The sequence below is a fragment of the Streptomyces sp. NBC_00249 genome, assembly GCF_026342355.1.
In the GTDB taxonomy this organism is placed as follows: Bacteria; Actinomycetota; Actinomycetes; order Streptomycetales; family Streptomycetaceae; genus Streptomyces.
In genome coordinates, this window is sequence record NZ_JAPEMV010000003.1 from 683,016 (window position 1) to 708,452 (window position 25,437).

At 75.0% G+C, this 25,437-nt stretch carries 6 protein-coding genes; 4 read left to right on the plus strand and 2 right to left on the minus strand.

All coding sequences use genetic code 11. The features are described 5' to 3' along the window. The first annotated feature begins 1 nt into the window (after position 1). The 3 genes from OOK31_RS39400 (at position 2) to OOK31_RS17135 (ending at position 22,286) form a co-directional block, all read left to right on the plus strand. Complete coding sequence (locus tag OOK31_RS39400) at positions 2 to 11,269, plus strand: type I polyketide synthase (protein ID WP_323188220.1); 11,268 nt, start codon at positions 2 to 4, stop codon at positions 11,267 to 11,269. Between the two features lie 83 nt (positions 11,270 to 11,352). Further along, complete coding sequence (locus OOK31_RS17125; protein WP_323188221.1) at positions 11,353 to 21,471, plus strand: type I polyketide synthase; 10,119 nt, start codon at positions 11,353 to 11,355, stop codon at positions 21,469 to 21,471. 35 nt (positions 21,472 to 21,506) lie between these two features. Further along, positions 21,507 to 22,286 carry a thioesterase II family protein gene (locus OOK31_RS17135; protein ID WP_267088096.1) on the plus strand — a complete coding sequence of 260 codons (780 nt, stop codon included), beginning with the start codon at positions 21,507 to 21,509 and terminating at the stop codon, positions 22,284 to 22,286. Positions 22,287 to 22,447: 161 nt separating this feature from the next. On the opposite strand, the gene OOK31_RS17140 is transcribed toward OOK31_RS17135, so the two are convergent. Further along, positions 22,448 to 23,668, minus strand: a complete 1,221-nt coding sequence (locus OOK31_RS17140) for an amidohydrolase family protein (protein ID WP_267088097.1) — start codon at positions 23,666 to 23,668, stop codon at positions 22,448 to 22,450. Positions 23,669 to 23,736: 68 nt separating this feature from the next. On the opposite strand from OOK31_RS17140, the gene OOK31_RS17145 reads away from it, so the two are divergent. After that, on the plus strand, positions 23,737 to 24,357 hold the full coding sequence (locus OOK31_RS17145) for a TetR/AcrR family transcriptional regulator (RefSeq protein ID WP_267088098.1): 621 nt from the start codon (positions 23,737 to 23,739) through the stop codon (positions 24,355 to 24,357). 89 nt (positions 24,358 to 24,446) lie between these two features. Here the strand turns inward: OOK31_RS17145 and OOK31_RS17150 are convergent, their stop codons facing one another. Further along, positions 24,447 to 25,412 (minus strand): RNA-binding protein, encoded by a 966-nt coding sequence (locus OOK31_RS17150; RefSeq protein ID WP_267088099.1) that lies wholly within the window; start codon positions 25,410 to 25,412, stop codon positions 24,447 to 24,449. Between the last annotated feature and the right edge of the window lie 25 nt (positions 25,413 to 25,437).

Genomic DNA, 25,437 nt, shown 5'->3' on the forward strand with positions numbered 1-25,437 from the left:
GATGACCACATCGAACGAGAAGATCGTTCAGGCACTGCGGGCCTCCCTCCAGGAGACCGAGCGGCTGCGCCGCCAGAACCGGAAGCTGACGTCCGACGCCCACGAGCCGATCGCGATCGTCGCGATGAGCTGCCGCTTCCCCGGCGGGGTGACCTCGCCCGAGGAACTGTGGCGGCTGGTGGCGGACGGCGGCGACGCGATCACCGGCTTCCCCGCCGACCGCGGCTGGGACCTGGACGCGCTGTACGACCCCGACCCGGACCACCCGGGCACCTGCTACGTACGGCACGGCGGGTTCCTCGACGGCGTCGGCGAGTTCGACGCCGGGTTCTTCGGCATCTCGCCGCGCGAGGCCCTGATGATGGACCCGCAGCAGCGGCTGCTCCTGGAGACCGCCTGGGAGGCGTTCGAACGGGCCGGCATCGACCCGGCAGCCCTGCGCGGCAGCCGCACCGGAGTCTTCGCCGGCACCAACGGCCAGGACTACGCACGGCTGTCCACCTCCCCGGAGGACTTCGACGGATACCTGGGCACGGGCAACGCCGCCGCCGTCATCTCCGGACGCCTCGCCTACACCTTCGGCCTCGAAGGCCCCGCGGTCACCGTCGACACAGCGTGCTCGTCGTCGCTGGTCGCCCTCCACCTCGCCGCCCAGGCACTGCGCAAGGACGAGTGCTCGCTCGCCCTGGTCAGCGGAGTGACGGTCATGTCCACGCCGGGCGCGTTCATGGAGTTCAGCCGGCAGCGCGGCCTGGCCGCCGACGGCCGGTGCAAGCCGTTCTCCGCCGCCGCCGACGGCACCGGCTGGTCCGAGGGCGTCGGCATGCTCCTCGTCGAACGGCTCTCCGACGCCCGGCGCCTCGGCCACCGCGTCCTCGCCGTGGTCCGGGGCAGTGCGGTCAACCAGGACGGCGCCTCCAACGGCCTCACCGCCCCCAGCGGCCCCGCGCAGCAGAAGGTCATCCGGCAGGCCCTGGCCGACGCCGGCCTCACCGGCGCGGACGTCGACGCCGTCGAGGCACACGGCACCGGCACCGCGCTCGGCGACCCCATCGAAGCCCAGGCACTCCTGGCCACGTACGGCCAGGACCGGCCCGCCGGCCGGCCCCTGCTGCTCGGCGCGCTCAAGTCCAACATCGGCCACACCCAGGCCGCCGCCGGTGTCGCGGGCGTCATCAAGATGGTCATGGCCATGCACCACGGGGTCCTCCCGGGCACCCTGCACCTCGACGCACCCTCCCCGCACGTGGACTGGTCGGCGGGCGCCGTCCGGCTGCTCACCGAGCCCGTCGACTGGCCGCGCGGGGAAGGGCCGCGCCGGGCGGGCGTGTCCTCGTTCGGCGTCAGCGGCACCAACGCCCACGTCGTCCTCGAGGAACCCGCCCCCGAACCGGCCGCCGACCCGACGGAGGAGCCCGCGCCCTCCCGGACCCCGCTCCTCTGGCCGCTCTCGGCCCGCAGCCCCGAGGCGCTGCCCGAACAGGCCCGGCGCCTCCTGTCGTACGCACAGGACCACCCGCTGATCCCGGCCGCCGACCTCGCCCACGCCCTCGCGACGACACGTGCGGGGCTCCCGCACCGCGCCGCCGTCGTCGGCCGGGACCGCGATGAACTGCTCGCCGCCCTCACCGCCTTCGCCCGCCACGAACCGACGGGCTGTGTCTTCGAGGGCACGACGACGGCACGCAAGAGCAAGGTGGCGTTCCTGTTCTCGGGGCAGGGGAGCCAGCGGCTCGGCATGGGCCGTGAGCTGTACGCCGCCTTCCCGGTGTTCGCCGAGGCCTTCGACGCGGTGTGCGCCGCGCTCGACCCCCACCTCGAACTGCCTTTGAAGAGCGTGGTGTTCGGCGAGGACGCCGAACTCCTGAACCGGACCGGCTCCACGCAGCCCGCGCTGTTCGCCGTCGAAGTGGCGTTGTTCCGGCTGCTGGAGTCCTGGGGTGTCCGGCCGGACTTCCTGGCGGGCCATTCGGTGGGCGAGTTCGCGGCGGTCCACGTGGCGGGTGCCCTGTCGCTGGACGACGCGGCGCAGCTCGTGGCGGCGCGCGGCCGTCTGATGCAGGCGCTCCCGGCCGGGGGAGTGATGGTGGCGGTGCAGGCCTCGGAGGATGAGGTGCGGGAACTGCTCGCCGGGTACGAGGACCGTGCGGGCATCGCCGCCGTCAACGGGCCCTCAGCCGTGGTGGTTTCGGGCGCTCAGGACGCCGTAGCCGCAGTCGTCGAGCGGCTGTCGGTCGATGGCCGCAAGTCGAAGGCGCTGTCCGTCTCGCACGCCTTCCACTCGCCGCTCATGGACCCGATGCTGGCCGACTTCCGCAAGGCCGTCGAAGGCGTGGCCTTCGCCGAACCGGCCATCGCGGTCGTGTCCACGGTCACGGGCCGCCCGGTGACCGCCGGGGAGCTGGCCGACGCCGGGTACTGGGTGCGGCAGGTCCGTGAGCCCGTGCGCTTCGCGGACGCGGTGGGCGCCCTGTCGGACGCCGGAGCGTCGGTGTTCGTCGAGATCGGCCCCGGCGGTGTCCTGACGGCCCTGGCGCAGCCGCTGTTCGGCACACGGCCGGCGGTGGCCCTGCCGGTCCTGCGTACGGACCGCCCCGAGGACCTCGCGGTCACCTCCGCCCTGGCCCAGCTCCACGTCCACGGCGTCACGCCCGACTGGACCGCACTCCTCGGCGCACGCGGCCCCGTACTCCCCGACCTGCCCACGTACGCCTTCCAGCGCCGCCGGTACTGGCTGGAGTCGACGGCCTTCTCCGGCGGGCAGCCCGACGCCGGAGCGGCGGACCCGGCCGAGACCGGGTTCTGGGAGGCCGTGGAGCGCGCGGACCTCGAAGCGTTCGCGCAACGGCTCGACCTGGCCGACGACGCACCGCTCAGCTCCGTACTGCCCGCGCTCACCCTGTGGCGGCGCAGGCACCGCGAACGGTCCACCCTGGACGGCCGGCGCTACCGGACCGCGTGGAAGCCCGCGGCGGCCCCCGCCACCGGGCTCCGGTTACCCGGCACCTGGCTCGTCGCCGTGCCCGCCGGGCCCCTGGCGGACGACGACCCCTGGGTGGCCGCCGTCCTGCGCGCCCTGCGCGACCACGGCGCCGAGGTCCGCCCCGTCCCCGTGGAGCCGGGCGCCGGACGCGCGGACCTCGCCGACCGGCTGCGGACCGCGACGGCCGACGAGGACGCCGCGGGAGTCCTCTCCCTGCTGGCGCTCGCCGAACACCCGCACCCCGCACACCCCGTGCTCCCCGAGGGGCTCGCCGCGACCCTCGCGCTCGTCCAGGCCCTCGGCGACACCACCCTCCACGCACCCCTGTGGTGCGTGACCCGGGGCGCCGTGTCCACGGGCCCCTCCGACCCGCTCCGCAGCCCGCACCAGGCACAGGTCTGGGCACTCGGCCGCACAGCGGCGCTCGAACACTCAGCCCGCTGGGGCGGCCTGCTGGACCTGCCCGAGGTACTGGACGACCGAGCGGCCCGCCGCTTCGCCGCCACGCTCGCAGGCGCCCACGCGGCCGAGGACCAGCTGGCCGTACGGGCCGCGGGGGTCTTCGTACGACGCCTGCAGCGCTCCCCGCAGGGCGCGGCGGGCCCGCACACCGCGACCGCCGGATGGCAGCCGCGCGGAACCGTCCTGATCACCGGGGGCACCGGCGCCCTGGGCGCACACGTGGCCCGCTGGCTCGCCGACGCCGGCGCGGCACACCTCGTACTGATCAGCCGGCGCGGAGCAGCCGCGGCAGGCGCCGACGCGCTCCGCACCGAACTGGAGGAACGCGGAGCGAAGGTCACCATCGAGGCCTGCGACATCGCCGACCGCGACGCCGTGGCACGGCTCCTCGACGGCCTGACCGGGGACCATCCGCTGACCGCCGTCGTGCACGCCGCCGGAGTGGGCACACCCGGCATGCTGGCCGGGACGACGCCTCAGGAGTTCGCGGACGTCCTCGCGGCCAAGGCGGCGGGCGCCCGCCACCTGGACGACCTGCTGGGCGACCGCCCGCTGGACGCCTTCGTGCTCTTCTCGTCGATCTCCGGCGTATGGGGTGCGGCCGGGCAGGCCGCGTACGCGGTGGCGAACGCCTCCCTCGACGCGCTCGCCGAGCACCGCCGGGCACGCGGCCTCACCGCCACGGCCGTCGCCTGGGGGCCCTGGGCGGGCGGCGGAATGGTCGAGGACGGCGACGCCGAGGAACGGCTCCGCAAGCGCGGACTCCCCGCCCTCGACCCGGCGTCCGCCCTCGCGGCGCTCCGCGCGGCCCTGGAACACGACGAGACGACGGTGACGGTCGCCGACGTCACCTGGGAGCACTTCGCACCCTCCTTCACCCTGCTCCGGCCCAGCCCGCTGATCGCAGACATCCCCGAGGCCGCCGCCGCCCTGGCCGCGGCAGCGGACGCGACCGCGCGAACGACGCCCCACGGCGAACTGCCCGCATTCGTCCGCCGGACCATGACCCTGACCGGGCCCGAGCAGGCCCGCGCGGTCCTCGCACTCGTACGGAGCGAGGCGGCGGCCGTACTCGGCCACCCGGACACGGACGCCGTCGCCGCCGAACGCGCCTTCCGCGAACTGGGCTTCGACTCCCTGACCGCCGTCGAACTGCGCAACCGGCTGAACACGGCCACCGGTGTCCACCTCCCCGCCACCCTCGTCTTCGACCACCCCACCCCGGCCGTCCTGGCCGCCCACCTGCTGACCGAACTGACGGCCGCCACCAGCGGCCACACCGCCTTGGCCACCCGCACCGTGGCGGGCCCCCGCACCTCCGAGGACGACGAGCCCGTCGCCATCGTCGCCATGAGCTGCCGCTACCCGGGCGACGTACGCACCCCCGAAGACCTCTGGCGGCTGGTCGCCGAAGGCCGCGACGCGATCGGCGGCTTCCCCGCCGACCGGGGCTGGGACCTCGACTCCCTCTACGACCCGGACCCCGACCGGCCCGGCACCACCTACGCCAAGGACGGCGGATTCCTCTACGACGTCGCCGACTTCGACCCGCTGTTCTTCGGGATCTCGCCCCGCGAGGCCCTCGCCATGGATCCGCAGCAGCGGCTGCTGCTGGAGACCTCCTGGGAGGCGTTCGAACGGGCCGGGATCGACCCCACCTCGCTGCGGGGCACCAGCACGGGCGTCTACATCGGCTCCGGCTACCAGGACTACGCGGCGCGCCTGCTGAGCGTCCCGCAGGACCTGGAGGGCTACATCGGCACCGGAAGCTCCGGCAGCGTCGTCTCCGGCCGGATCGCCTACACCTTCGGTCTCGAAGGACCGACGCTGACGGTGGACACAGCCTGCTCGTCCTCGCTGGTCGCCCTGCACCTCGCCGCCCAGGCCCTGCGCCGCGGAGAGTGCGACCTCGCCCTGGCCGGCGGGGTGACGGTGATGTCCAGCCCCCACGCCTTCATCGAGTTCAGCCGGCAGCGCGGACTGGCCGCCGACGGCCGCTGCAAGTCCTTCGCGTCCGCCGCCGACGGCACGGGCTGGGGCGAAGGCGTAGGCCTGCTGCTGGTCGAGCGGCTCTCCGACGCCCGCCGCAACGGCCACCAGGTACTGGCGGTCGTCCGCGGCTCGGCCGTGAACCAGGACGGCGCCTCCAACGGCCTGACCGCCCCGAACGGCCCGGCACAGCAGCGGGTCATCCGCCAGGCCCTGGCGAACGCGGGGCTGTCGACCGCCGACATCGACGTGGTCGAGGCGCACGGCACCGGCACCAAGCTCGGGGACCCCATCGAAGCCCAGGCACTGCTGGCCACCTACGGCCAGGACCGAGACGGGGACCGGCCGCTGTGGCTGGGCTCGCTGAAGTCGAACATCGGGCACACGCAGGCCGCCGCCGGAGTGGGCGGGATCATCAAGATGGTGCAGGCCCTCCGACACGGCGTCCTCCCCAGGACCCTGCACGTGGACGCGCCGACCCCGCACGTCGACTGGACGACGGGCGCGGTCGAGCTGCTGGCCGAGCCCGTGGCCTGGCCCGACGACCGCACACACACCCGCCGCGCCGGAATCTCCTCCTTCGGCGTGAGCGGCACCAACGCCCACGTCATCATCGAGCAGGCCCCGCCGCAGCCCCCGGCCCCGGCCCCGGCCCCGGACCACGACGAGACCCGCCCCGAGCCGGGCGTCGTCCCGTGGCTCCTGTCCGGCACCAGCCCCGAAGCCCTCCGCGACCAGGCCGAACGCCTCCTCGCTCACATCGAGAGCCACCCGGAGCTCGAACCGGCCGACGTGGCCCTGTCGTTGGCCACGACACGCGCCGCCCTGGACCACCGAGCGGTGGCGCTCGGCACCGACCGGAACGACTTCCTGCCGACGCTGCGCGCCCTGGCGTCCCGTGACACGGCCGCCCCGGCCCTCCGCGGCACCGTCTCCTCGGACCGCAGGACGGCGTTCCTGTTCTCGGGGCAGGGGAGCCAGCGGCTGGGGATGGGGCGTGAACTGTACGTGGCCTTCCCGGTGTTCGCGGATGCGTTCGACGCGGTGTGTGCTCATGTGGACGGTCATCTGGAGCGTCCGCTGCGCGACGTCGTCTTCGGTGAGGACGTGGAGCTGCTGAACCGGACGGAGTATGCGCAGCCGGCGTTGTTCGTGGTCGAGGTGGCGTTGTTCCGGCTGGTGGAGTCGTGGGGTGTGCGGGCGGACTTCCTGGCCGGGCATTCGGTGGGCGAGTTCGCCGCCGCCCATGTGGCGGGGGTCTTCTCCCTCGAAGACGCGGCCGCTCTGGTGGCGGCGCGCGGCCGTCTGATGCAGGCGCTTCCCGAGGGGGGTGTCATGGTGGCGGTGCAGGCTTCGGAGGATGAGGTACGAGCGCTGCTGGCCGGGTACGAGGACCGTGCGGGTATCGCTGCCGTCAACGGGCCGTCATCGGTGGTGGTTTCGGGCGCGGAGGACGCCGTAGCCGCAGTCGTCGACCGGTTGTCGGCCGAGGGCCGCAAGTCGAAGGCGCTGTCCGTCTCGCACGCTTTCCATTCCCCGCTCATGGACCCGATGCTGGCCGATTTCCGCAAGGCCGTCGAGACGGTCGCCTTCGACACTCCCACCCTGCCCGTCGTCTCCGCCCTTACCGGCCGTCCGGTCCCGGCGGAGGAGTTCTGCTCCGTCGACTACTGGGTCCGCCACGTCCGTGAGACCGTCCGTTTCGCGGACGCGGTCACTGCTCTCGCCGAAGAGGGAGTGAACACGTTCCTGGAGATCGGCCCGGGTGGTGTCCTGACCGCCCTGGCCGAGGGTGTCCTAGACGGCGGCCCCACCGCCGTCCCCGTCCTGCGGGCCGACCGCCCCGAGGCCCTGGCCGTCACCACCGCCCTCGCCCAACTCCACGTCCACGGCACCCCCGTCGACTGGACGGCCGTCCTCGCCGGAGACGGCGCCCAACGCATCGACCTCCCCACCTACGCCTTCCAACACACCCGGTACTGGCTCGACACCGGCCCCGCCGTCGGGGACCTCGCCGGCGCCGGCCTGCGATCGGCGGACCACGCGCTGCTGGGCGCAGCGGTGGCACTCGCCGACGGCGACGGCGTCGTCCTCACCGGGCGGCTGTCGCTGACGGCCCAGCCCTGGCTGGCGGAACACCAGGTCATGGGCGCGGTGCTGCTGCCCGGTACGGCCCTGGTGGACCTCGCGATCCGGGCCGCCGACGAGACCGGCTGCGACCGGGTCGACGAGCTCACCCTCCAGGCTCCGCTCGTCCTGCCCGCCCAGGGCGGCGTCCAGCTCCAGGTCACCGTCGCCGGACCCGACGACACCGGGCGCCGGACCGTGCAGGTCCACTCCCGGCCGGACGGCGCGAGCCCCGACGAACCCTGGTCGACCCACGCCGTCGGCGTACTCGCCACGGAGCCGCCCGTACGCCCAGGCCTGGGGGAGGAGCTCTCCCCGTGGCCGCCCGCCGCCGCCCGGCCCGTCCCGCTCGAGGGGTATTACGAGCGGCTGACGGAACTCGGCTTCGGCTACGGGCCGGTGTTCCAGGGGCTGCGCGGGCTGTGGCAGCGTGACGGGGAGGTGTTCGCGGAGGTCGCGCTGCCCCAGGACACCCCCGTCGATGGCTTCGGCGTGCACCCGGCCCTGCTCGACTCCGCCCTCCACGCGGTCGGCCTCGGCGGCCTGCTGCCCGACACCGGGCAGGGGCGGATCCCGTTCGCCTGGAGCGGCGTACGGCTGGACGCGACCGGTGCCACGAGCCTGCGCGTCCGGCTGACCTCGCCCGCCCCGGACACGGTGTCGCTCCTCGCCGCCGACGCCACGGGCCGGCCGGTGGCTTCCGTGGAGTCCCTCGTGCTGCGGGCGGTGACGGCCGATCAGCTGTCCTCCGCGCGGCAGGTCGAGCACCAGGACACCCTGTACCGGTTGGACTGGCCCACCCTCCCCCTGGAGGACACCGCCGCACCCGCCTGGACCGTCACCCGGGCCGAAGACCACGCGGGTCTCCTCACGCTCCTCGCCGGCCTCGGCGACGCGGACACGCTCCCGGACGCCGTCCTGCTGCCGGCCCCGCGCGCCACCGGCGACGGTACGGCGCAGGACGTCCACGCGGTGACCCGGCAGGGCCTCGAACTCCTGCGGACCTGGCTCGGCGACGACCGGACCGCGCACGCCCGGCTGGTCCTGCTCACCCGGGGCGCGGTCGCCCCCACACCCGGAACCACGGTCACCGATCCGGCCCAGAGCGCCCTCTGGGGCCTCGTACGGTCCGCCCAGTCGGAGAACCCGGGCCGCGTGGTCCTCGTCGACACCGACGACGACGACCTCGACGGTCACGGGCCCTCCGGGCGGGCGCTGCCCGCCGCGCTGGCGACCGGCGAACCGCAGTTCGCGCTGCGCAACGGCGTCGCGTACGTACCCCGGCTCGCCCGCCGGACCGCCGCCGACGCGCTGCGCCCCGGCCCCGGTGCCACCGCCTGGCGCCTGACCACAGGGGCCACAGGGGCGACAGCGGCGACAGGGGCCGCAGGCGCCGCCGGCACCCTCGACGACCTCGCACTGACCGAGAACCCCGCGGCCACCGCCCCGCTCGGCGAGGGCCAGGTCCGGATCGCCGTACGCGCCGCCGGCGTCAACTTCCGTGACGCCCTCATCGCCCTCGGCATGTACCCGGGCGCCGCCACCCTCGGCAGCGAGGCCGCGGGCGTCGTGGCCGAGACCGGCCCCGGAGTCACCGCACTGGCCGTGGGCGACCGCGTGTTCGGCATGATCCCCGAGGCGTTCGGCCCGCTCGCCGTCACCGACCACCGGATGGTGGCGCGGATGCCGCAGGGCTGGACGTTCACCGAGGCGGCCTCGGTGCCGATCGTGTTCCTCACCGCCTACTACGCCCTCGTCGACCTGGCGGGCCTGCGGGCCGGACAGTCGCTGCTGGTCCACTCCGCGGCGGGCGGCGTCGGCATGGCCGCGACCCAGCTGGCCCGCCACCTCGGCGCCGAGGTCTACGGCACCGCGGGCCCCGGCAAGTGGGCAGCCCTGCGGGCGGCGGCCGGCCTGGACGGGGACCACCTCGCCTCGTCCCGCGACCTCGGCTTCGAACAGCGGTTCCTGACCGCCACCGAAGGCCGCGGCGTGGACGTCGTACTCAACTCCCTCGCCGGCGACTACGTGGACGCCTCACTGCGCACACTGGCCGACGGCGGCCGCTTCCTCGAGATGGGCAAGACGGACGTACGCGACCCCGCACAGGTCGCCGAGGACCACCGGGGCGCCGCCTACACCGCCTTCGACACCATCGAGGCAGGGCCCGACCGCATCGGCGCCATGCTCCGCGAACTGGTGGCGCTGTTCGAGACCGGGGCGCTGCGTCCGCTGCCCGTCACCTGCTGGGACGTACGCCAGGCACCCCGCGCACTGCGCCACCTCAGCCAGGCCCGGCACATCGGCAAGCTCGTCCTCACCGTCCCCGCCGCGCCCGACCCCGCCGGCACCGTCCTCGTCACCGGTGCCACCGGGGCCCTCGGCGCTCTGGTGGCCCGCCACCTGGTGACCGGACACGGAGTCCGGCACCTGCTGCTCACCAGCAGGCGCGGGCCGGCGGCCGACGGAGCGGCCGCGCTACGGGACGACCTGCTCGCCCGGGGCGCCGAGACCGTCACGGTCGCCGCCTGCGACACCGCCGACCGGGACGCGGTCGCCGCACTGCTGGCCGGCGTGCCGGCGGACCGGCCGCTGACCGCGGTGATCCACGCGGCCGGTGTGCTCGACGACGGCCTGGTCGCCTCGCTCACCCCGGACCGGCTGGAGGCGGTCCTGCGCCCCAAGGTCGACGCCGCGCTCAACCTCCACGACCTGACCCGGGACCTGGACCTGTCGGAGTTCGTCCTCTTCTCGTCCGTCGCCGCGACCCTGGGCAGCGCCGGGCAGGGCAACTACGCCGCCGCCAACGCGTTCCTGGACGCCCTCGCCCAGCGCCGCAGGGCGGCCGGCCTGCCCGCCACCGCCATCGCCTGGGGCCCGTGGGCCGACAGCGGAATGGCCTCGGGGATGGACGAGCCGGGACGCGAGCGGATGGCCCGCTCCGGACTGCTGTCCTTCCGCGCGGAGGAGGGCCTCGCCCTCTTCGACGCGGCCCGGACCGGCGAAGATGCCGTCGCGGTCCCCGTACGCTTCGCCCCCGCCACGCCCACCGCGGGCCCGGACGCCGGCGACCGGGAGATCCCGGCGGTCCTGCGCGCCCTGGTCCGCCCGGCCACCCGGCGCACCGCCAGGGACGCCGTCGCGGCCGGCGGAGCCGACGCCCTGCGCGACCGGCTCGCCTCCCTGTCCGAACCCGAACGGGACAGCGTCCTGCTCGACCTGGTACGCAGCCAGGTGGCGGCGGTGCTCGGCCTCGGCGGCCCGCGCGACGTCGACCGGAACCGGGAGTTCAAACTGCTCGGCTTCGACTCGCTGACCTCGGTGGAGCTGCGCAACCGTCTCAACGCCGCCACCGGACTCCGGCTGCCGGCCACCCTCGTGTTCGACTGTCCCACCCCCGTCGCGCTCGCCGAACGCGTCCGGTTCGACCTCGCGCCGGACCCGGCGCAGGCCCCGTCCGCCCTGGCGGTCTTCGGCGAACTCGACCGGCTGGAGACGGCCCTCGCCGCCGTCGGCGCCGACGACGACCTCGTCCGCTCCCGGATCAGGACCCGCCTGCACGGTGTGCTGGCGGCCTTCGGCGAGAGCACCGCGACCCACGAACGGGCGGGCGGCCCGTCGCCCGACGAGGCCTCCGACGCACGGCTGCGCAGCGCGACCGTCGACGACATCTTCGCGCTCATCGACCAGGAGCTCGACGGGCCCTGAGCACCCGGACCCCCACGGTGCACACCTCCGCGGCCCGCACCACCGCACCACACTCCTGACACATCCCGGCGGGTGAACGACACATGCAGAACCAGCACGACGAGCACAACGAACCCGGCAACGGCCAGAGCGACAACGAACAGAAACTGCTGGACTACCTCAAGCGCGTGACGGCGGACCTCAAGCAGACCCGGCGCCGCCTCCAGGAGGTGGAGGCCAAGGACCAGGAACCCATCGCCATCGTGGCGATGAGCTGCCGCTACCCCGGACAGGTGGACAGCCCCGAAGCGCTCTGGCGACTCGTCGACAGCGGATCGGACGCCGTCACCGGCTTCCCCACCAACCGGGGCTGGGACCTCGACGGACTGTACGACCCCGACCCGGGCACGCCCGGCAAGTGCTACACCCGCGAGGGCGGCTTCCTCCACGAAGCGGGCCGCTTCGACCCCGGCTTCTTCGGGATGTCCCCGCGCGAGGCCCTCGCCACCGACCCGCAGCAGCGGCTGCTCCTCGAAGTCGCCTGGGAGGCGTTCGAGCGGGCCGGGATCGCCCCCACCTCCGTCAAGGGCTCCCGGACCGGAGTGTTCGTCGGCCTCGCCTACCAGGGGTACGCGGGCAGCGGAGACACCCGGGAAGAACTGGAGGGCTTCCTGCTCACCGGCACCGCCCCCAGCGTCGCCTCCGGCCGGGTGTCGTACACGTTCGGCCTCGAAGGCCCGTCGCTGACCGTCGACACCGCGTGCTCCTCCTCCCTGGTCGCCCTGCACCTGGCGGTCCAGGCCCTGCGCCAGGGCGAGTGCTCGATGGCCCTCGCGGGCGGCGCCGCCGTCATGGCCGCCACCGGCATGTTCACCGAGTTCAGCCGGCAACAGGGCCTCGCCGTGGACGGCCGCTGCAAGTCCTTCGCCGCCGAGGCCGACGGCACCGGATGGGGCGAGGGCGTGGGCATGCTGCTGGTGGAGCGGCTGTCGGACGCCCGGCGCAACGGCCACCCGGTGCTGGCGGTGGTGCGGGGGAGTGCCGTGAACCAGGACGGTGCGTCGAACGGGCTCACGGCCCCGAACGGTCCGGCGCAGCAGCGCGTCATCGAACAGGCCCTGGCGAGTGCGGGGTTGTCCGCTGCGGACGTGGATGTGGTGGAGGCGCACGGTACGGGGACCCGGCTGGGTGATCCGATCGAGGCGCAGGCGCTGCTGGCGACGTACGGGCAGGACCGGCCGGCGGACCGGCCGTTGTGGCTGGGGTCGTTGAAGTCGAACATCGGGCACACTCAGGCGGCGGCCGGGGTGGGCGGGATCATCAAGATGGTCGAGGCGATGCGCCACGGCGTCCTGCCGAAGACCCTCCACGTGGACGAACCCTCCCCGCACGTCGACTGGTCGACAGGAGCTGTCCGCCTCCTGACCGAACCCGTCGAGTGGACGGAGAACGGCCACCTGCGCAGGGCGGCCGTCTCCTCCTTCGGAGTGAGCGGTACCAACGCCCACACCATCATCGAGCAGGCCCCGCCGGCCCCCGACGCCGAGGAGGCCCGGACCGCCCCGGCCGGCGGGCCGCGTCCCGTGGCATGGACCCTCTCGGGGCGCAACGCCGCTGCCCTGCGCGAACAGGCGGAACGGCTCCTGACGCACGTCCTCGGGCTCGGTGACGTCAGTACGGTGGACGTGGCCCACTCCCTGGCCACCTCGCGCGCCGCACTGGAACACCGTGCCGCCGTGGTCGGTGCCGACCTGCCCGAACTCGTCGCCGGCGTAAAGGCGGTGGCCGAGGGCACCGCTGCCGCGCAGCTGGTCCAGGGCACCGCGGGCCGTGACGGCGGAACCGCCTTCCTGTTCTCGGGGCAGGGGAGCCAGCGGCTCGGGATGGGCCGCGAGCTGCACGCCTCCTCTCCCGCGTTCACGGAAGCGTTCGATGCGGCCTGCTCCGCGCTGGACCCCCACCTCGAACGCCCTCTGAAGAGCGTCGTGTTCGGCGAGGACCCGGATCTCCTGAACCGGACCGGCTATGCGCAGCCGGCGTTGTTCGCGGTCGAGGTGGCGCTCTACCGCCTGGTGGAGTCCTGGGGTGTCCGGCCGGACTTCCTGGCCGGGCATTCGGTGGGCGAGTTCGCCGCCGCGCATGTGGCGGGTGTGCTGTCCCTGGAGGACGCGGCGCAGCTCGTGGCGGCGCGCGGCCGCCTGATGCAGGCACTCCCGGCCGGTGGTGTCATGGTCGCGGTACAGGCCTCGGAGGACGAAGTACGAGCCCTGCTCGCCGGGTACGAGGACCGTGCGGGCATCGCGGCGGTCAACGGCCCGTCATCGGTGGTGGTTTCGGGCGCGGAGGACGCCGTAGCCGCAGTCGTCGACCTGCTGTCGGCCGACGGCCGCAAGACGAAGGCCCTCGCCGTCTCCCACGCCTTCCACTCGCCGCTCATGGACCCGATGCTGGCCGACTTCCGCAAGGTCGCCGAGTCGGTCACCTTCCACGCCCCGCGCATCCCCGTCGTCTCCACCCTCACCGGCCGCCCGGTCCCGTCCGAGGAGTTCTGCTCCGTCGACTACTGGGTCCGCCACGTCCGTGAGGCCGTCCGCTTCGCCGACGCGGTCACCTCCCTCGCCGACGAGGGAGTGAACACCTTCCTGGAGGTCGGCCCGGGCGGTGCCCTGACGGCCATGGCCCAGGACTCCCTGGACGGCGAACACGCGAACGCGGTCCCCCTCCTGCGCCCCGACCGGCCCGAAACCCTCGCCGTCACCACCGCACTCGCCCAGCTCCACGTCCACGGCACCCCCGTCGACTGGACGGCCGTCCTCGCCGGAGACGGCGCCCGCCGCATCGACCTGCCCACCTACGCCTTCCAGCGCGAGCACTACTGGCTCGAAGCCGCCGCACCCGCCCGCGGTCCCCGGTCCACGGTCGAGGACTGGCAGTACGACGTCACCTGGAAGCACCTGGCCGATCCGGCGGCCGTGCCCGTCGACGGGCACTGGCTGCTGGTCGTGCCCGACGTCGGCCCGGACCACGACAGCGGCGCCGTACCCCTCGCGGCCGGACTCCGGGGCGCGCTCGCGGCCCACGGCGCCCGCGTCACCTGCCTCACCGTCGAAGGCACGGAAGACAGGGAGGCGCTCACCGTACGGCTGCGCGAGGCCACGGACGGCACGGCCGCTCCGCGAGCCGTCGTCTCGTTGCTCGGCCTGGACGAGCGCCCGACGGCCGGCCTGGCCGCACTGCCCGGCGGCGTCGCCGGCACGCTGACCCTGGTCCAGGCGCTGGGCGACGCGGGCGTCGGGGCACCGCTGTGGTGCGCCACGCGCGGGGCGGTGTCCACCTCGCCCGGCGACCACGCGGTGACGGCCCCCGGCCAGGCCCAGATCTGGGGACTCGGCCGCGTGGCCGCGCTGGAGCACCCGGACCGGTGGGGCGGCCTCGTCGACCTGCCCCGGGCCTGCGACGGGCCCGTACTGGACCGGCTCCTCGCCACCCTCGCCGCCGGCGGCCCGGAGGACCAGCTCGCCGTCCGCGCGGACGGCGTGTACGCCCGCCGCCTCGCCCGGACCGCCGACGCGACCGCCCGGTCGGCCGAGCAGTGGCACTCCCGGGGAACGGTGCTGATCACCGGCGGGACCGGTGCGCTGGGCGGGCACGTGGCCCGGCTGCTCGCCGCCCGGGGCGCCGAACACCTGGTGCTGACCAGCCGCCGCGGCCCCGCCGCCGACGGCGCCGACGAACTGCGCACCGAACTGGAGGCGCTGGGCGCCCGCGTGACGCTGGCCGCCTGCGACGTGTCCGACCGGGACGCGCTGGCCCGGCTCCTCGCCGACCTCACCGGACCCGAAGCGGCCGGCGTCCCGCTCACGGCCGTGGTGCACACGGCGGGCGTCGACACGCCCGCGCTGCTCGCCGACACCGGTCCGGCCGCTTTCGCCGCCGTCCTGGCCGCCAAGGCGGCGGCCGCCGCCCACCTCGACGAGCTCCTCGACGAACTCCCCGGCGGACCGGCCGAACTGGACGCGTTCGTGCTGTTCTCGTCCATCGCCGGGGTGTGGGGCGCGGGCGGCCAGGCCGCGTACAGCGCCGCCAACGCCCACCTCGACGCGCTCGCCGCCGCCCGCCGGGCCCGCGGCCTGCCCGCCACCGCCCTGGCGTGGGGCCCCTGGGCCGAGTCGGGCATGGCCGCCGGCCCCGAGGTGGCCGAAGGCCTGCGCCGGCGCGGCCTCGAACCCCTGGCCGCCGGGTCCGCGCTCACGGTCCTGGACCGCGCGGTCGGCCGGAACGCGACCGCCGTCACCGTCGCCGACGTGGACTGGGCGCGCTTCGCCCCCACCTTCACCGTCGGCCGCCCCAGCCCGCTGCTCGGCGATCTGCCCGAGGTCCGGGAGGCGGCCTCCGCACGGCCCGGGCACACCGACGGGGCCGCCGACACCGCGGGCGCCCTGCGCCGGACCCTCGCCCAGGCCGACCCGGCCGAACGGGACCGCACCCTCGTGGAACTCGTACGCGCCGAGGCCGCGGCCGTACTCGGACACCCCGGCCCCGAGGCCGTCGAGCCCGGGCGGGCCTTCCGCGACCTCGGCTTCGACTCACTGACCGCCGTCGAGCTGCGCAACCGGCTGGTCGGCGCCACCGGGCTGCGGCTCCCCACCACCCTGGTGTTCGACTACCCGTCGGCGCTCGACCTGGCGGGCGCGCTCCTCGTCGAACTCCTCGGCACCGGCGACACCACCGAGACCGCGGCCGCGCCCGTACGGGCCGACGACGAGCCGATCGCGATCGTCGCCATGAGCTGCCGCTACCCGGGCGGGGTCCGCTCCCCGGAAGAGCTGTGGCGGCTGGTCGACGAGGGCACGGACGCGATGTCGGTGTTCCCCGACGACCGGGGCTGGGACCTGGACACCCTCTACCACCCCGACCCCGACCACCCGGGCACGACGTACGCCCGCGCCGGCGGGTTCCTCTACGACCTGGCCGACTTCGACGCCGCGTTCTTCGGGATCTCGCCGCGCGAGGCCACCGCCATGGACCCCCAGCAGCGGCTGCTCCTGGAGACCTCCTGGGAGGCCTTCGAACGGGCCGGAATCGATCCGGCGAGCGTCCGCGGCAGCCGGACCGGAGTGTTCGTCGGGTCCGGCTACCAGGACTACATCCGGCGCGGCATCGCCGTACCCGAAGACGTCGAGGGCTACCTCGGCACCGGAAACGCGGCCAGCGTCGCGTCCGGACGCATCGCCTACACCCTCGGACTCGAAGGCCCGGCCGTCACCGTGGACACGGCGTGCTCGTCCTCCCTCGTGGCCCTGCACATGGCGGCGCAGGCCCTGCGCCAGGGCGAATGCGAACTCGCCCTGGCCGGTGGGGTGACGGTCATGTCCAGCTCCGGTGCCTTCGTCGAGTTCAGCCGGCAGCGCGCCCTGTCCGCCGACGGCCGCTGCAAGGCGTACTCCGCCGACGCGGACGGCACCGGCTGGGGCGAAGGCGTCGGCATGCTGCTGGTGGAGCGGCTGTCCGACGCCCGCCGCAACGGCCACCGGGTCCTCGCCGTCGTCCGCGGCAGCGCCGTCAACCAGGACGGCGCCTCCAACGGCCTCACCGCCCCCAGCGGCCGCGCCCAGCAACTCGTCATCCGCCAGGCCCTCGCCAACGCCGGACTGTCCGCCTCCGACGTCGACGCCGTCGAGGGCCACGGCACGGGCACCCGGCTCGGCGACCCCATCGAAGCCTCCGCGCTGCTGGCGACGTACGGCCAGGACCGCGCCGGGGACCGGCCGCTGTGGCTGGGCTCCCTCAAGTCCAACATCGGGCACACCCAGGCCGCCGCCGGAGCGGGCGGCATCATCAAGATGGTGCAGGCCCTGCGGCACGGCGTCCTCCCCAGGACCCTGCACGCCGACGAGCCGACCCCGCACGTCGACTGGAGCGCCGGAGCCGTCCGGCTGCTGACCGAGCCCGTCCCCTGGGACGCGGCCGACCGCCCCCGGCGGGCCGCCGTCTCCTCCTTCGGCATGAGCGGGACCAACGCCCACGTCATCATCGAGGAAGCCCCGCCCGCCACCGCCCGCCCCGACGCCGGCCCCGACGACCCCGCCCCCCTGCCCCCGGCCGGAACGGCGGCGGTGCCGCTGCTGCTGTCCGCCCGCACCGGTACGGCACTGGAGGAGCAGGCCGGACACCTCGCCGCCCTCCTGCGCCAGGACCGGACCGGGCCGCGCGACATCGGGTACGCCCTCGCCACCACCCGCACCCTCTTCGACGAGCGCGCCGTGGTCGTCGGTGAGGACCGCGGCGAACTGCTCGAAGCCCTGGACGCGCTGGCTACCGGCGCCTCCCACGAGCTCGCGGTCCGCGGCTCGGCCGGATCCCCCGTCCAGCCGGTGTTCGTCTTCCCCGGCCAGGGCTCCCAGTGGGCGGGCATGGCCGTCGAACTCCTCGACACCTCGCCCGTCTTCCGCGACCGGATCACCGCCTGCGGCGAGGCACTCGCCCCGCACGTGGACTGGTCGCTCGAAGACGTCCTGCGCGGCACGGACGGCGCCCCCGCACTGGAGGGCCCGGACGTGATCCAGCCCGTCCTGTGGGCGGTGATGGTGGCGCTCGCCGAGCTGTGGCGTGCCTGCGGGGTACGCCCCGCCGCCGTCGTCGGCCACTCGCAGGGCGAGATAGCGGCCGCCGTCGTCGCCGGAGCACTCACCCTGGAGGACGGCGCCCGGCTCGTGGCGCGCCGCAGCGCCCTGCTCGTCCGGCTGTCGGGCCGGGGCGGCATGGTGTCGGTTCCGCGGTCCGAGGCCGAGGTCACCGAACGGCTCGCCCCCTGGGAGGGCCGCCTCAGCGTGGCCGCCGTCAACGGGCCGCGCACCGTCGTCGTCTCCGGCGACACCGACGCGCTGGCCGAGTTCCTCGACGCCTGCGCCGCCGACGCGGTGGCGGCCAAGCCCGTCAAGGTGGACCTGGCCTCGCACTGCGCCCAGGTCGAAGCGGTCCGGGACGAACTGGCCGCCGAACTCGCCCCGCTCACCCCGGGCATCCCGAAGATCCCGTTCTGCTCGACGGTCACGGGCGAACCCCTCGACACCGCGCCGGACGCCGCCTACTGGTACCGCAACCTGCGCAGCACCGTGCGCTTCGAACAGGCCACCCGGCGCCTGCTGGCCGACGGACACCGGGTCTTCATCGAGATCAGCCCGCACCCGGTACTGGTGTACGGACTCCAGGACACCCTCGACGACGCGCGTACGGACGGACCCGCCGAGGCCGTCGTCCCGACCCTGACCCGCTCCGCGGGCGGCGCCCGGCGCTTCCTCGGCGCCCTGGGCGAGGCCCACGCGCACGGCGTCCCCGTCGACTGGACCGCGGTGTTCGCCGGCCCCGCCGGCACACCGGCCGAGCTGCCGACGTACCCCTTCCAACGACAGCGGTACTGGCTCGACGCGCCCACCGCACCCGACACGGCGGCGGACACCTCCCCGGCGCCGCAGACCGCCGCGGACGCCGAGTTCTGGGCGGCCGTGGAACACGAGGACCTGACCTCCCTCTCCGAGGGACTGTCCTTCGACGAGGACACCACCCTGCGCTCCGCGCTGCCCGCCCTGCACGCCTGGCACCGGGCCCGCCGCGACGAGGCCGCCACCGACGGCTGGCGCTACCGGATCGGCTGGAAGCCGCTCCCCGACACCGCGCCGCCCGCCCTGGCAGGGCGCTGGCTCGCGGTCGTCCCCCGGGACCGGCTCGGCGACCCGGCGGTGGAACTGGCCCTGCACTCCCTCGCCACCCACGGAGCCGAGACCGTCCTGCTGGCCGTCACGGGCGACGAGGACCGTCCCACCCTCGCCGCCACCCTGCGGGAAGCCGCCCGCGGGGTACGCGGAGTCCTCTCCCTGCTCGCCCTCGACGACCACCCCCACCCGCACCACCCCGCCGTCCCGCTCGGCCTCGCCGCCACCCTGCACCTCGTCCAGGCCCTCGGCGACGCCGCCGTCGACGCCCCGCTGTGGTGCGTGACCCGGGGCGCGGTGTCCACCGGGCCCGCCGACCCCCTCCACGCCCCGTCCCAGGCACCGGTCGCGGCCCTGGGCCGGGTCGTGGCCCTGGAGCACCCGGCCCGGTGGGGCGGCCTCGTCGACCTGCCCGCCGACGTACGCGCCACGGACACCGGCACCGGACGCCGGCTGGCCGCCGCGCTGTCCGCGGCCACCGGAGAGGACCAGATCGCCGTCCGCGCCGAAGCCGCCCACGCCCGCCGCATGCTCCGCGCCCCCGGCGCCGACGCCCCCGCCGGGCCCGGCTGGCAGCCGCGCGGCACCGTCCTGGTCACCGGCGGCACCGGCTTCATCGGGGGCCGGGTCGCCCGCTGGCTGGCGGGCGCCGGCGCCGAACACCTCGTACTGACCAGCCGCCGAGGCCCCGCAGCCGACGGCGCCGACGAGCTGCGCACCGAACTGGAGGCCCTGGGCGCCCGCGTGAGCGTCATCGCCTGCGACATGGCGGACCGCAGCGCGGTGGCCGCACTCCTGGACTCGCTCACCGCGCTGCCGCCGCTCAGCGCCGTGGTGCACGCCGCCGGCGTCGGTACGCCCGCCATGCTCGCGGACACCACCGTGGCCGAGGTCGCGGCCGTCATGGAGGCGAAGGCGGCGGGCGCGACCCACCTGGACGAACTGCTGGGCGAGCGCGCACTGGACGCCTTCGTCCTGTTCTCCTCCGGCGCCGCTGCCTGGGGGAGCGGCGCACAGTCCGCCTACGCCGCGGCCAACGCCTCCCTGGACGCCCTCGCCGAACACCGGCAGGCGCGCGGCCTGACCGCCACCTCCATCGCCTGGGGCGCCTGGGGCGGCGGCGGAATGGTCGACCTGGCCGCGGAGGAGCGGCTGCGGCTGCGCGGCCTCGACCCGATGGACCCCGCACGCGCCGTCCTGGCCCTGCGCCGCGCGGTCGAACACGGCGACACCGCGGTGATCGTCGCCGACGTGGACTGGAAGCGCTTCCTGCCCGGCTTCACCGCGGCCCGGCCGAGCCCCCTGCTCGCCGGCCTGCCCGAGGTGGCCCGCCTCCTGGCCGCCGAAGAGACCGGAGCGGGCGGCCGGGCCGACACCGAACCCCTCCTGGCCCGTCGGCTGGCAGGGCTCTCCGGAGCCGAACGGGACGCCGCGGTCCTGGAGTTCGTACGCTCCGAGGCCGCGGCCGTGCTCGGTCACCCCTCCGCCGACGCGGTACGGGACCGGCACGTCTTCCTGGAACTCGGCTTCGACTCGCTGACCGCCGTCCAGCTCGCCAAGCGCCTCAGCATGGCCACCGGCCTGAAACTGCCCAGCACCCTGGTCTTCGACCACCCCACCCCCACGGCCGTGACCACCCGCCTCCTCACCCTCCTGACGGAAACCCCGGCCGCCCCCCTCAAGGCGGACCAGGACGATCTCCTCGTCGGCCTCTACCGCCGGGCCGGTGAACTCGGCAGGCTCACCGAGGGCATCGAGATGCTCACCGCCGCCGCACGGCTGCGGCCCGTCTTCGACACCGCGTCGGCCGCCGGCCACCGGCCCGTCCCGGTCAGGCTGGCGCACGGCACCGAAGGGCCTCAACTGGTCTGCTTCGGCCCGTACATGGCCCCCTCCGGGGTGCACCAGTACGCGCGCTTCGCCGCCGCGTTCGGCGGCCGGCGCACCGTCTGGGCCCTGCCCGAGCCCGGCTTCGGCCCGGGGGAGGCACTGCCGCAGGACGTCGCCGCCCTCGTCGAGGTCCACGTCCAGTCCGTCGCCGAGTGCGCGGGCGAGGAGCCCGTGGTACTCGTCGGCTACTCCTCGGGGGGCTGGGTCGCGCACGCCGTGGCCTGCCGCCTCGAGGAGCTGGGCCGGCCCGTCGAAGGCATCGTGATGCTCGACAGCTTCACCCGCACGCAGGGCCTCGGGGACCGCTTCCAGTCGGCGGTGGTGCGCGAGCAGTCCGCGCGCTTCGACTTCATCTCCGCCCCCGGCACCCAGCTCACCGCTATGGGCGGCTACCTCGCCGCCTTCGAGCACTGGGACGCCCCGGACGCCAAGGTACCCACGCTGGTCGTCCGCGCCGAGGACCGCATGGCCGACGGCGAGCCGGGGGCCGACGACCGCCCGCCGGCCCCCGAGCACGCCCGGACCGTCACCGAAGTCCCCGGCAACCACTACACGCTGATGGAACGTCACGCACAGTCGACGGCAAGGGCGGTCGACGAATGGCTCGTCCAGCTCCCCTGACCCCAGCTCCCCAGCCATCCGAAGGGCCCACCCGCATGACGACCCCCTCCACCCCCTCCAACGCCCATGACGACAGCCTGTGGGTACGCCGGTTCCAGCCGAGGCCGGACAGCGCCGTCCGGCTGGTCTGCCTGCCGCACGCCGGCGGCTCCGCGAGCTTCTACCTCCCCATGGCCCGCACCATGCCGGACTTCGTGGACGTGCTGTGCGTCCAGTACCCCGGCCGGCAGGACCGCCGTACCGAGCCGCTCCTCGACACCGTCCCCGCACTCGCCGACCAGGTGTTCACCGCACTGCTGCCCTGGGCGGACCGGCCGTTGGCGTACTTCGGGCACAGCATGGGCGCCTCGGTGGCCTACGAGGTCGCCCGCCGCTTCGAACGCGAGAAGGGCGTCGTCGCGGCGGCCCTCTTCGCCTCGGGCCGCCGGGCCCCCTCGGCGCCCCGCCACGAGACCGCGCACCTGCTGGACGACCGGGGCCTGATCGAGGAGGTCAAGAGCCTCAGCGGCACCGACACCCGGCTCCTGGGCGACGACGAGGTGCTCCGGATGGTCCTCCCGGCCATCCGCGCCGACTACCGGGCCGCCGAGACCTACACCCCGGAACCGGGGGAGCCGTTGCACTGCCCCGTGGTCGCGATGATCGGCAGCGACGACCCGAAGGTGACGGAGGCGGAAGCGGCGGCCTGGTCCACCCACACCGAAGGCCCGTTCGCCCTACGGGTCTTCTCCCAGGGCCACTTCTACCTGGTGCGCGACCAGGCCGAGGTGATCCGCACCCTGTCCACCCACCTCCGCACCTCCCTCACGCCCTGACCCACCCGCCCCCGCCCCCGCCGCCCCCGAACCGGACACGGCGGGGGCGGCGGCCCGTGGGCACCCGAAGGTTCGAAGCGGGCTCCTGTGAGGTGTCGAACGTACGCGGCCCCGGGCCGGCCCGTGCCGTGACACGGACGACGACGGCGCTCCTGACGGGCTCACAGCACGGCGCCGGCCCTGATCACGTGCCGCAGGTGCCGCTCGGGGCGGGTGAGAACGGCCAGGTCCGCCAGCGGGTCGCCGTCCACGACGAGCAGGTCGGCGTGCGCACCCGGCGCGAGGGTGCCGATCTCCCCCTCCATCCGCAGCAGCCGGGCCGCCGTGGTGGTGGCGGAGCGGATCACGTCCGCGGCGGGCTGGACCTCGGCGCGCAGCGTGAACTCCTCCAACTGCGCCGAGTGCAGCGGCCCGAGCAGGTCGCTGCCGTACACCAGGCTGACGCCCGCCCGGTGGGCCTTCTCCAGGGCGGCCAGCCCGTGGTCGCGGACCTCGATCAGCTTGCGGTAGGAGGACTCCGGCAGACCGGACTGCCGTCCCAGCCGCGCGGTCCGCTCGTAGGCGACCAGGGTGGGCACCAGGAAGGCGTCGTGCTCCAGCAGCAGGGCGACGGTCGCGTCGTCGATCAGGTTGCCGTGCTCGACGCACCGCACGCCGGCCCGCAGGGCCCGGTCGATGGCGCGCGGATGGTAGGCGTGCACGGTGACGTACCGGTTGTGGTTCTCCGCCTCCTCCACGGCCGCGCGTATCTCCTCCGCGCTGTACTGGACGGCGGCGATCTCGTCGTGCGGCGAAGCCACCCCGCCCGACAGCAGCACCTTCAGGTGGGCGGCCCCCTTGCGGAACTCGTCCCGGGCCGCCCTGCGGACGGCGTCGACGCCGTCCGCGATCCGGGCGAAGTCCGGACGGTTCTCGCAGCAGGGCACGGAGTCGTCCCCGAGCGGTCGCAGGTCGCCGTGGCCGCCCGTCTGGGAGAGCGCCTTCCCGCCGTGGACGAGTCGGGGGCCGAGTGCCAGGCCCTCCGCCAGGGCCCGGGCCATGCCGTGGTCGGCGCCGCCGACGTCGCGGACGGTGGTGAAGCCGCGGCGCAGCATCCGTTCGGCCTCCGCGAGCGCCCGGACGGTCAGGTACCCGGGGGTCCAGGAGGCGATGGCGGGCAGGTCGAGGGAGGTGACCAGCAGGTGGACGTGGGCGTCGATCAGGCCGGGCAGCACCGTGGCGCCGGCCGCGTCGAGCACCCGTACGTCCTGCCCGGCGCCGGGCGGGCGACCGGTGCCGGTGGCGGCGATCCGGCCGTCGGCGACCTCGATCCACGCCCGGTCGGTACGGGTGCCGGTCTCCGGGTGCAGCAGGTGGGCGTCGGTGATCAGCAGTCGGCTCATGGTGGGGGTCCTCTCGCGACCTCGTTTCGATACGACCTGTATTGAATACACCATGTATCGTGACGGGTGTGAATTCCTCCCCGGCCGAACCCGCCGCGCCCCGGCCCCCGCGGCGCCGTGTCCACACCCGAGCCCGCATCCTGTCGGCGGCAGGTGAGCTCTTCCTGTCCGCGGGGTACGCGCGGACGAGCATCGAGGACATCTGCGCCGCTGCCGGCTACACCCGCGGGGCCTTCTACTCGAACTTCGCCACCAAGGAAGACCTGCTGCTGGCCCTCTTCGACGAGCAGGCGGCCGACCGGATGGCCGAACTGGAGCGCCTGGCCGCAGCGGCCGAACAGCTGGGGCCCGAGGAACGGGCGCGGCGGCTGGTCGAGGCGCTGCTGCGGGTCGAGCCCGCCGAAACCGGGTGGATCCTGCTCTTCCTGGAGTTCCGCCTCCTGGCCGCCCGTACGCCCGAACTCGCCGAGCGGGTCGCCGCGCACGACCGCGCGGTGACAGCGGCGGTGGCAGCCCTGCTGGAGAGGGGCCTGCCGGAACTGGTACCGCCCGGCGCCGAAGCCGGACAGGCCGCCGAGGTGATCCTGGCCGCCCGCGAGGGCTTGCTCGCCCGCACGGCCGCGGGCGGCCCGGCCGCCGCGCAGCTGCTGAACGCGGCGATGGCGGTACTGGCCGGCCTCCTGGGCTGACACGGCGGTCCGGAGTACGGGGAGAGTGCGGCCGCGGCCGCAGGTGTGCACCGCGCCCACGCGCAACCGGCGCCGACGCGGTGCTGGACTCAGTCCAGGCTGCCCGGGACGGTGCGCCAGCGGGCCCGCAGCACACCGTCGGCGTCCGGCAGTACGGCGCTGAGCAGGGGGCGGCGTTCGTCCGCGGCGGCCGGCAGGAGGAGGGCGGAGCGGGCGCGGGCCAGGGCCGGCCGGAGACGGTCGAAGTCCTCCTCGTCCGCGCTGGTCCGGCAGAGACGGCCCTCGGCGTCCTCCCAGACCACTTCCACGGACTCCTCGGTGGACAGCGCGGCGAGGACGGCCCCCACACCGGCCGTCGGAGCCGGCCAGGCGCCGATCATCGCGCGGGGCGCCAGCCCGGCCCGGACGGCGGGCAGAGAGGACGGGGTCAGGCGGTGCCAGCGGGTCAGGTTGTGGACGTAGCCCTCCTCCAGCAGACCGGCCTGCCCGTCGGCGACGGCCTGTGCCAGCCGGGCCCAGAAGCCGTCGTCGGCCGGGCACTGCTCGCCCGGCTCCTCGTCGCGGTCCCGCTCGTACGCGGAGCCGCTGATCCTCTCGGCGAACAGGCCGAGCTCGGCGGTACGGCGGACGGCGACGTCCCCCGGTACGGCGGAGCCGACGTACACGTACTGGTCCCACCCGACCTCGACGAAGAAGCGCCCCTCGGCCTCCAGGGTGTACCCGCCGGGATCACCACGCAGCATGCCCCGCACCAGCTCCAGCGCGGTGGCCGGCGGAACCACCAGCCCGTCGTACAGCTCCGCCAGCCCGGCGGGCAGCGGCGGCTCACCGGCCGGGTCGCCCTCCCGCCAGGAGTCCCGCCACGGCAGGATCGGCTCCCGAACGGCCAGTTCGCGCACCCCGGCCTCCGCGGCGAACGCACCCACCGCCGCCAGGTACGCCGCCTCCACCGGCCCGTGGTCGCAGCCGGTGTCTTCCGCCCCGACGTAGTGGCCGTGCTCGTCACGGTCGGCCGGGTCGTACTTGGTCACCCGGTGGACGAAAGGCAGTCGCATGAACGGCAGACTAGGCCGTCTCTTT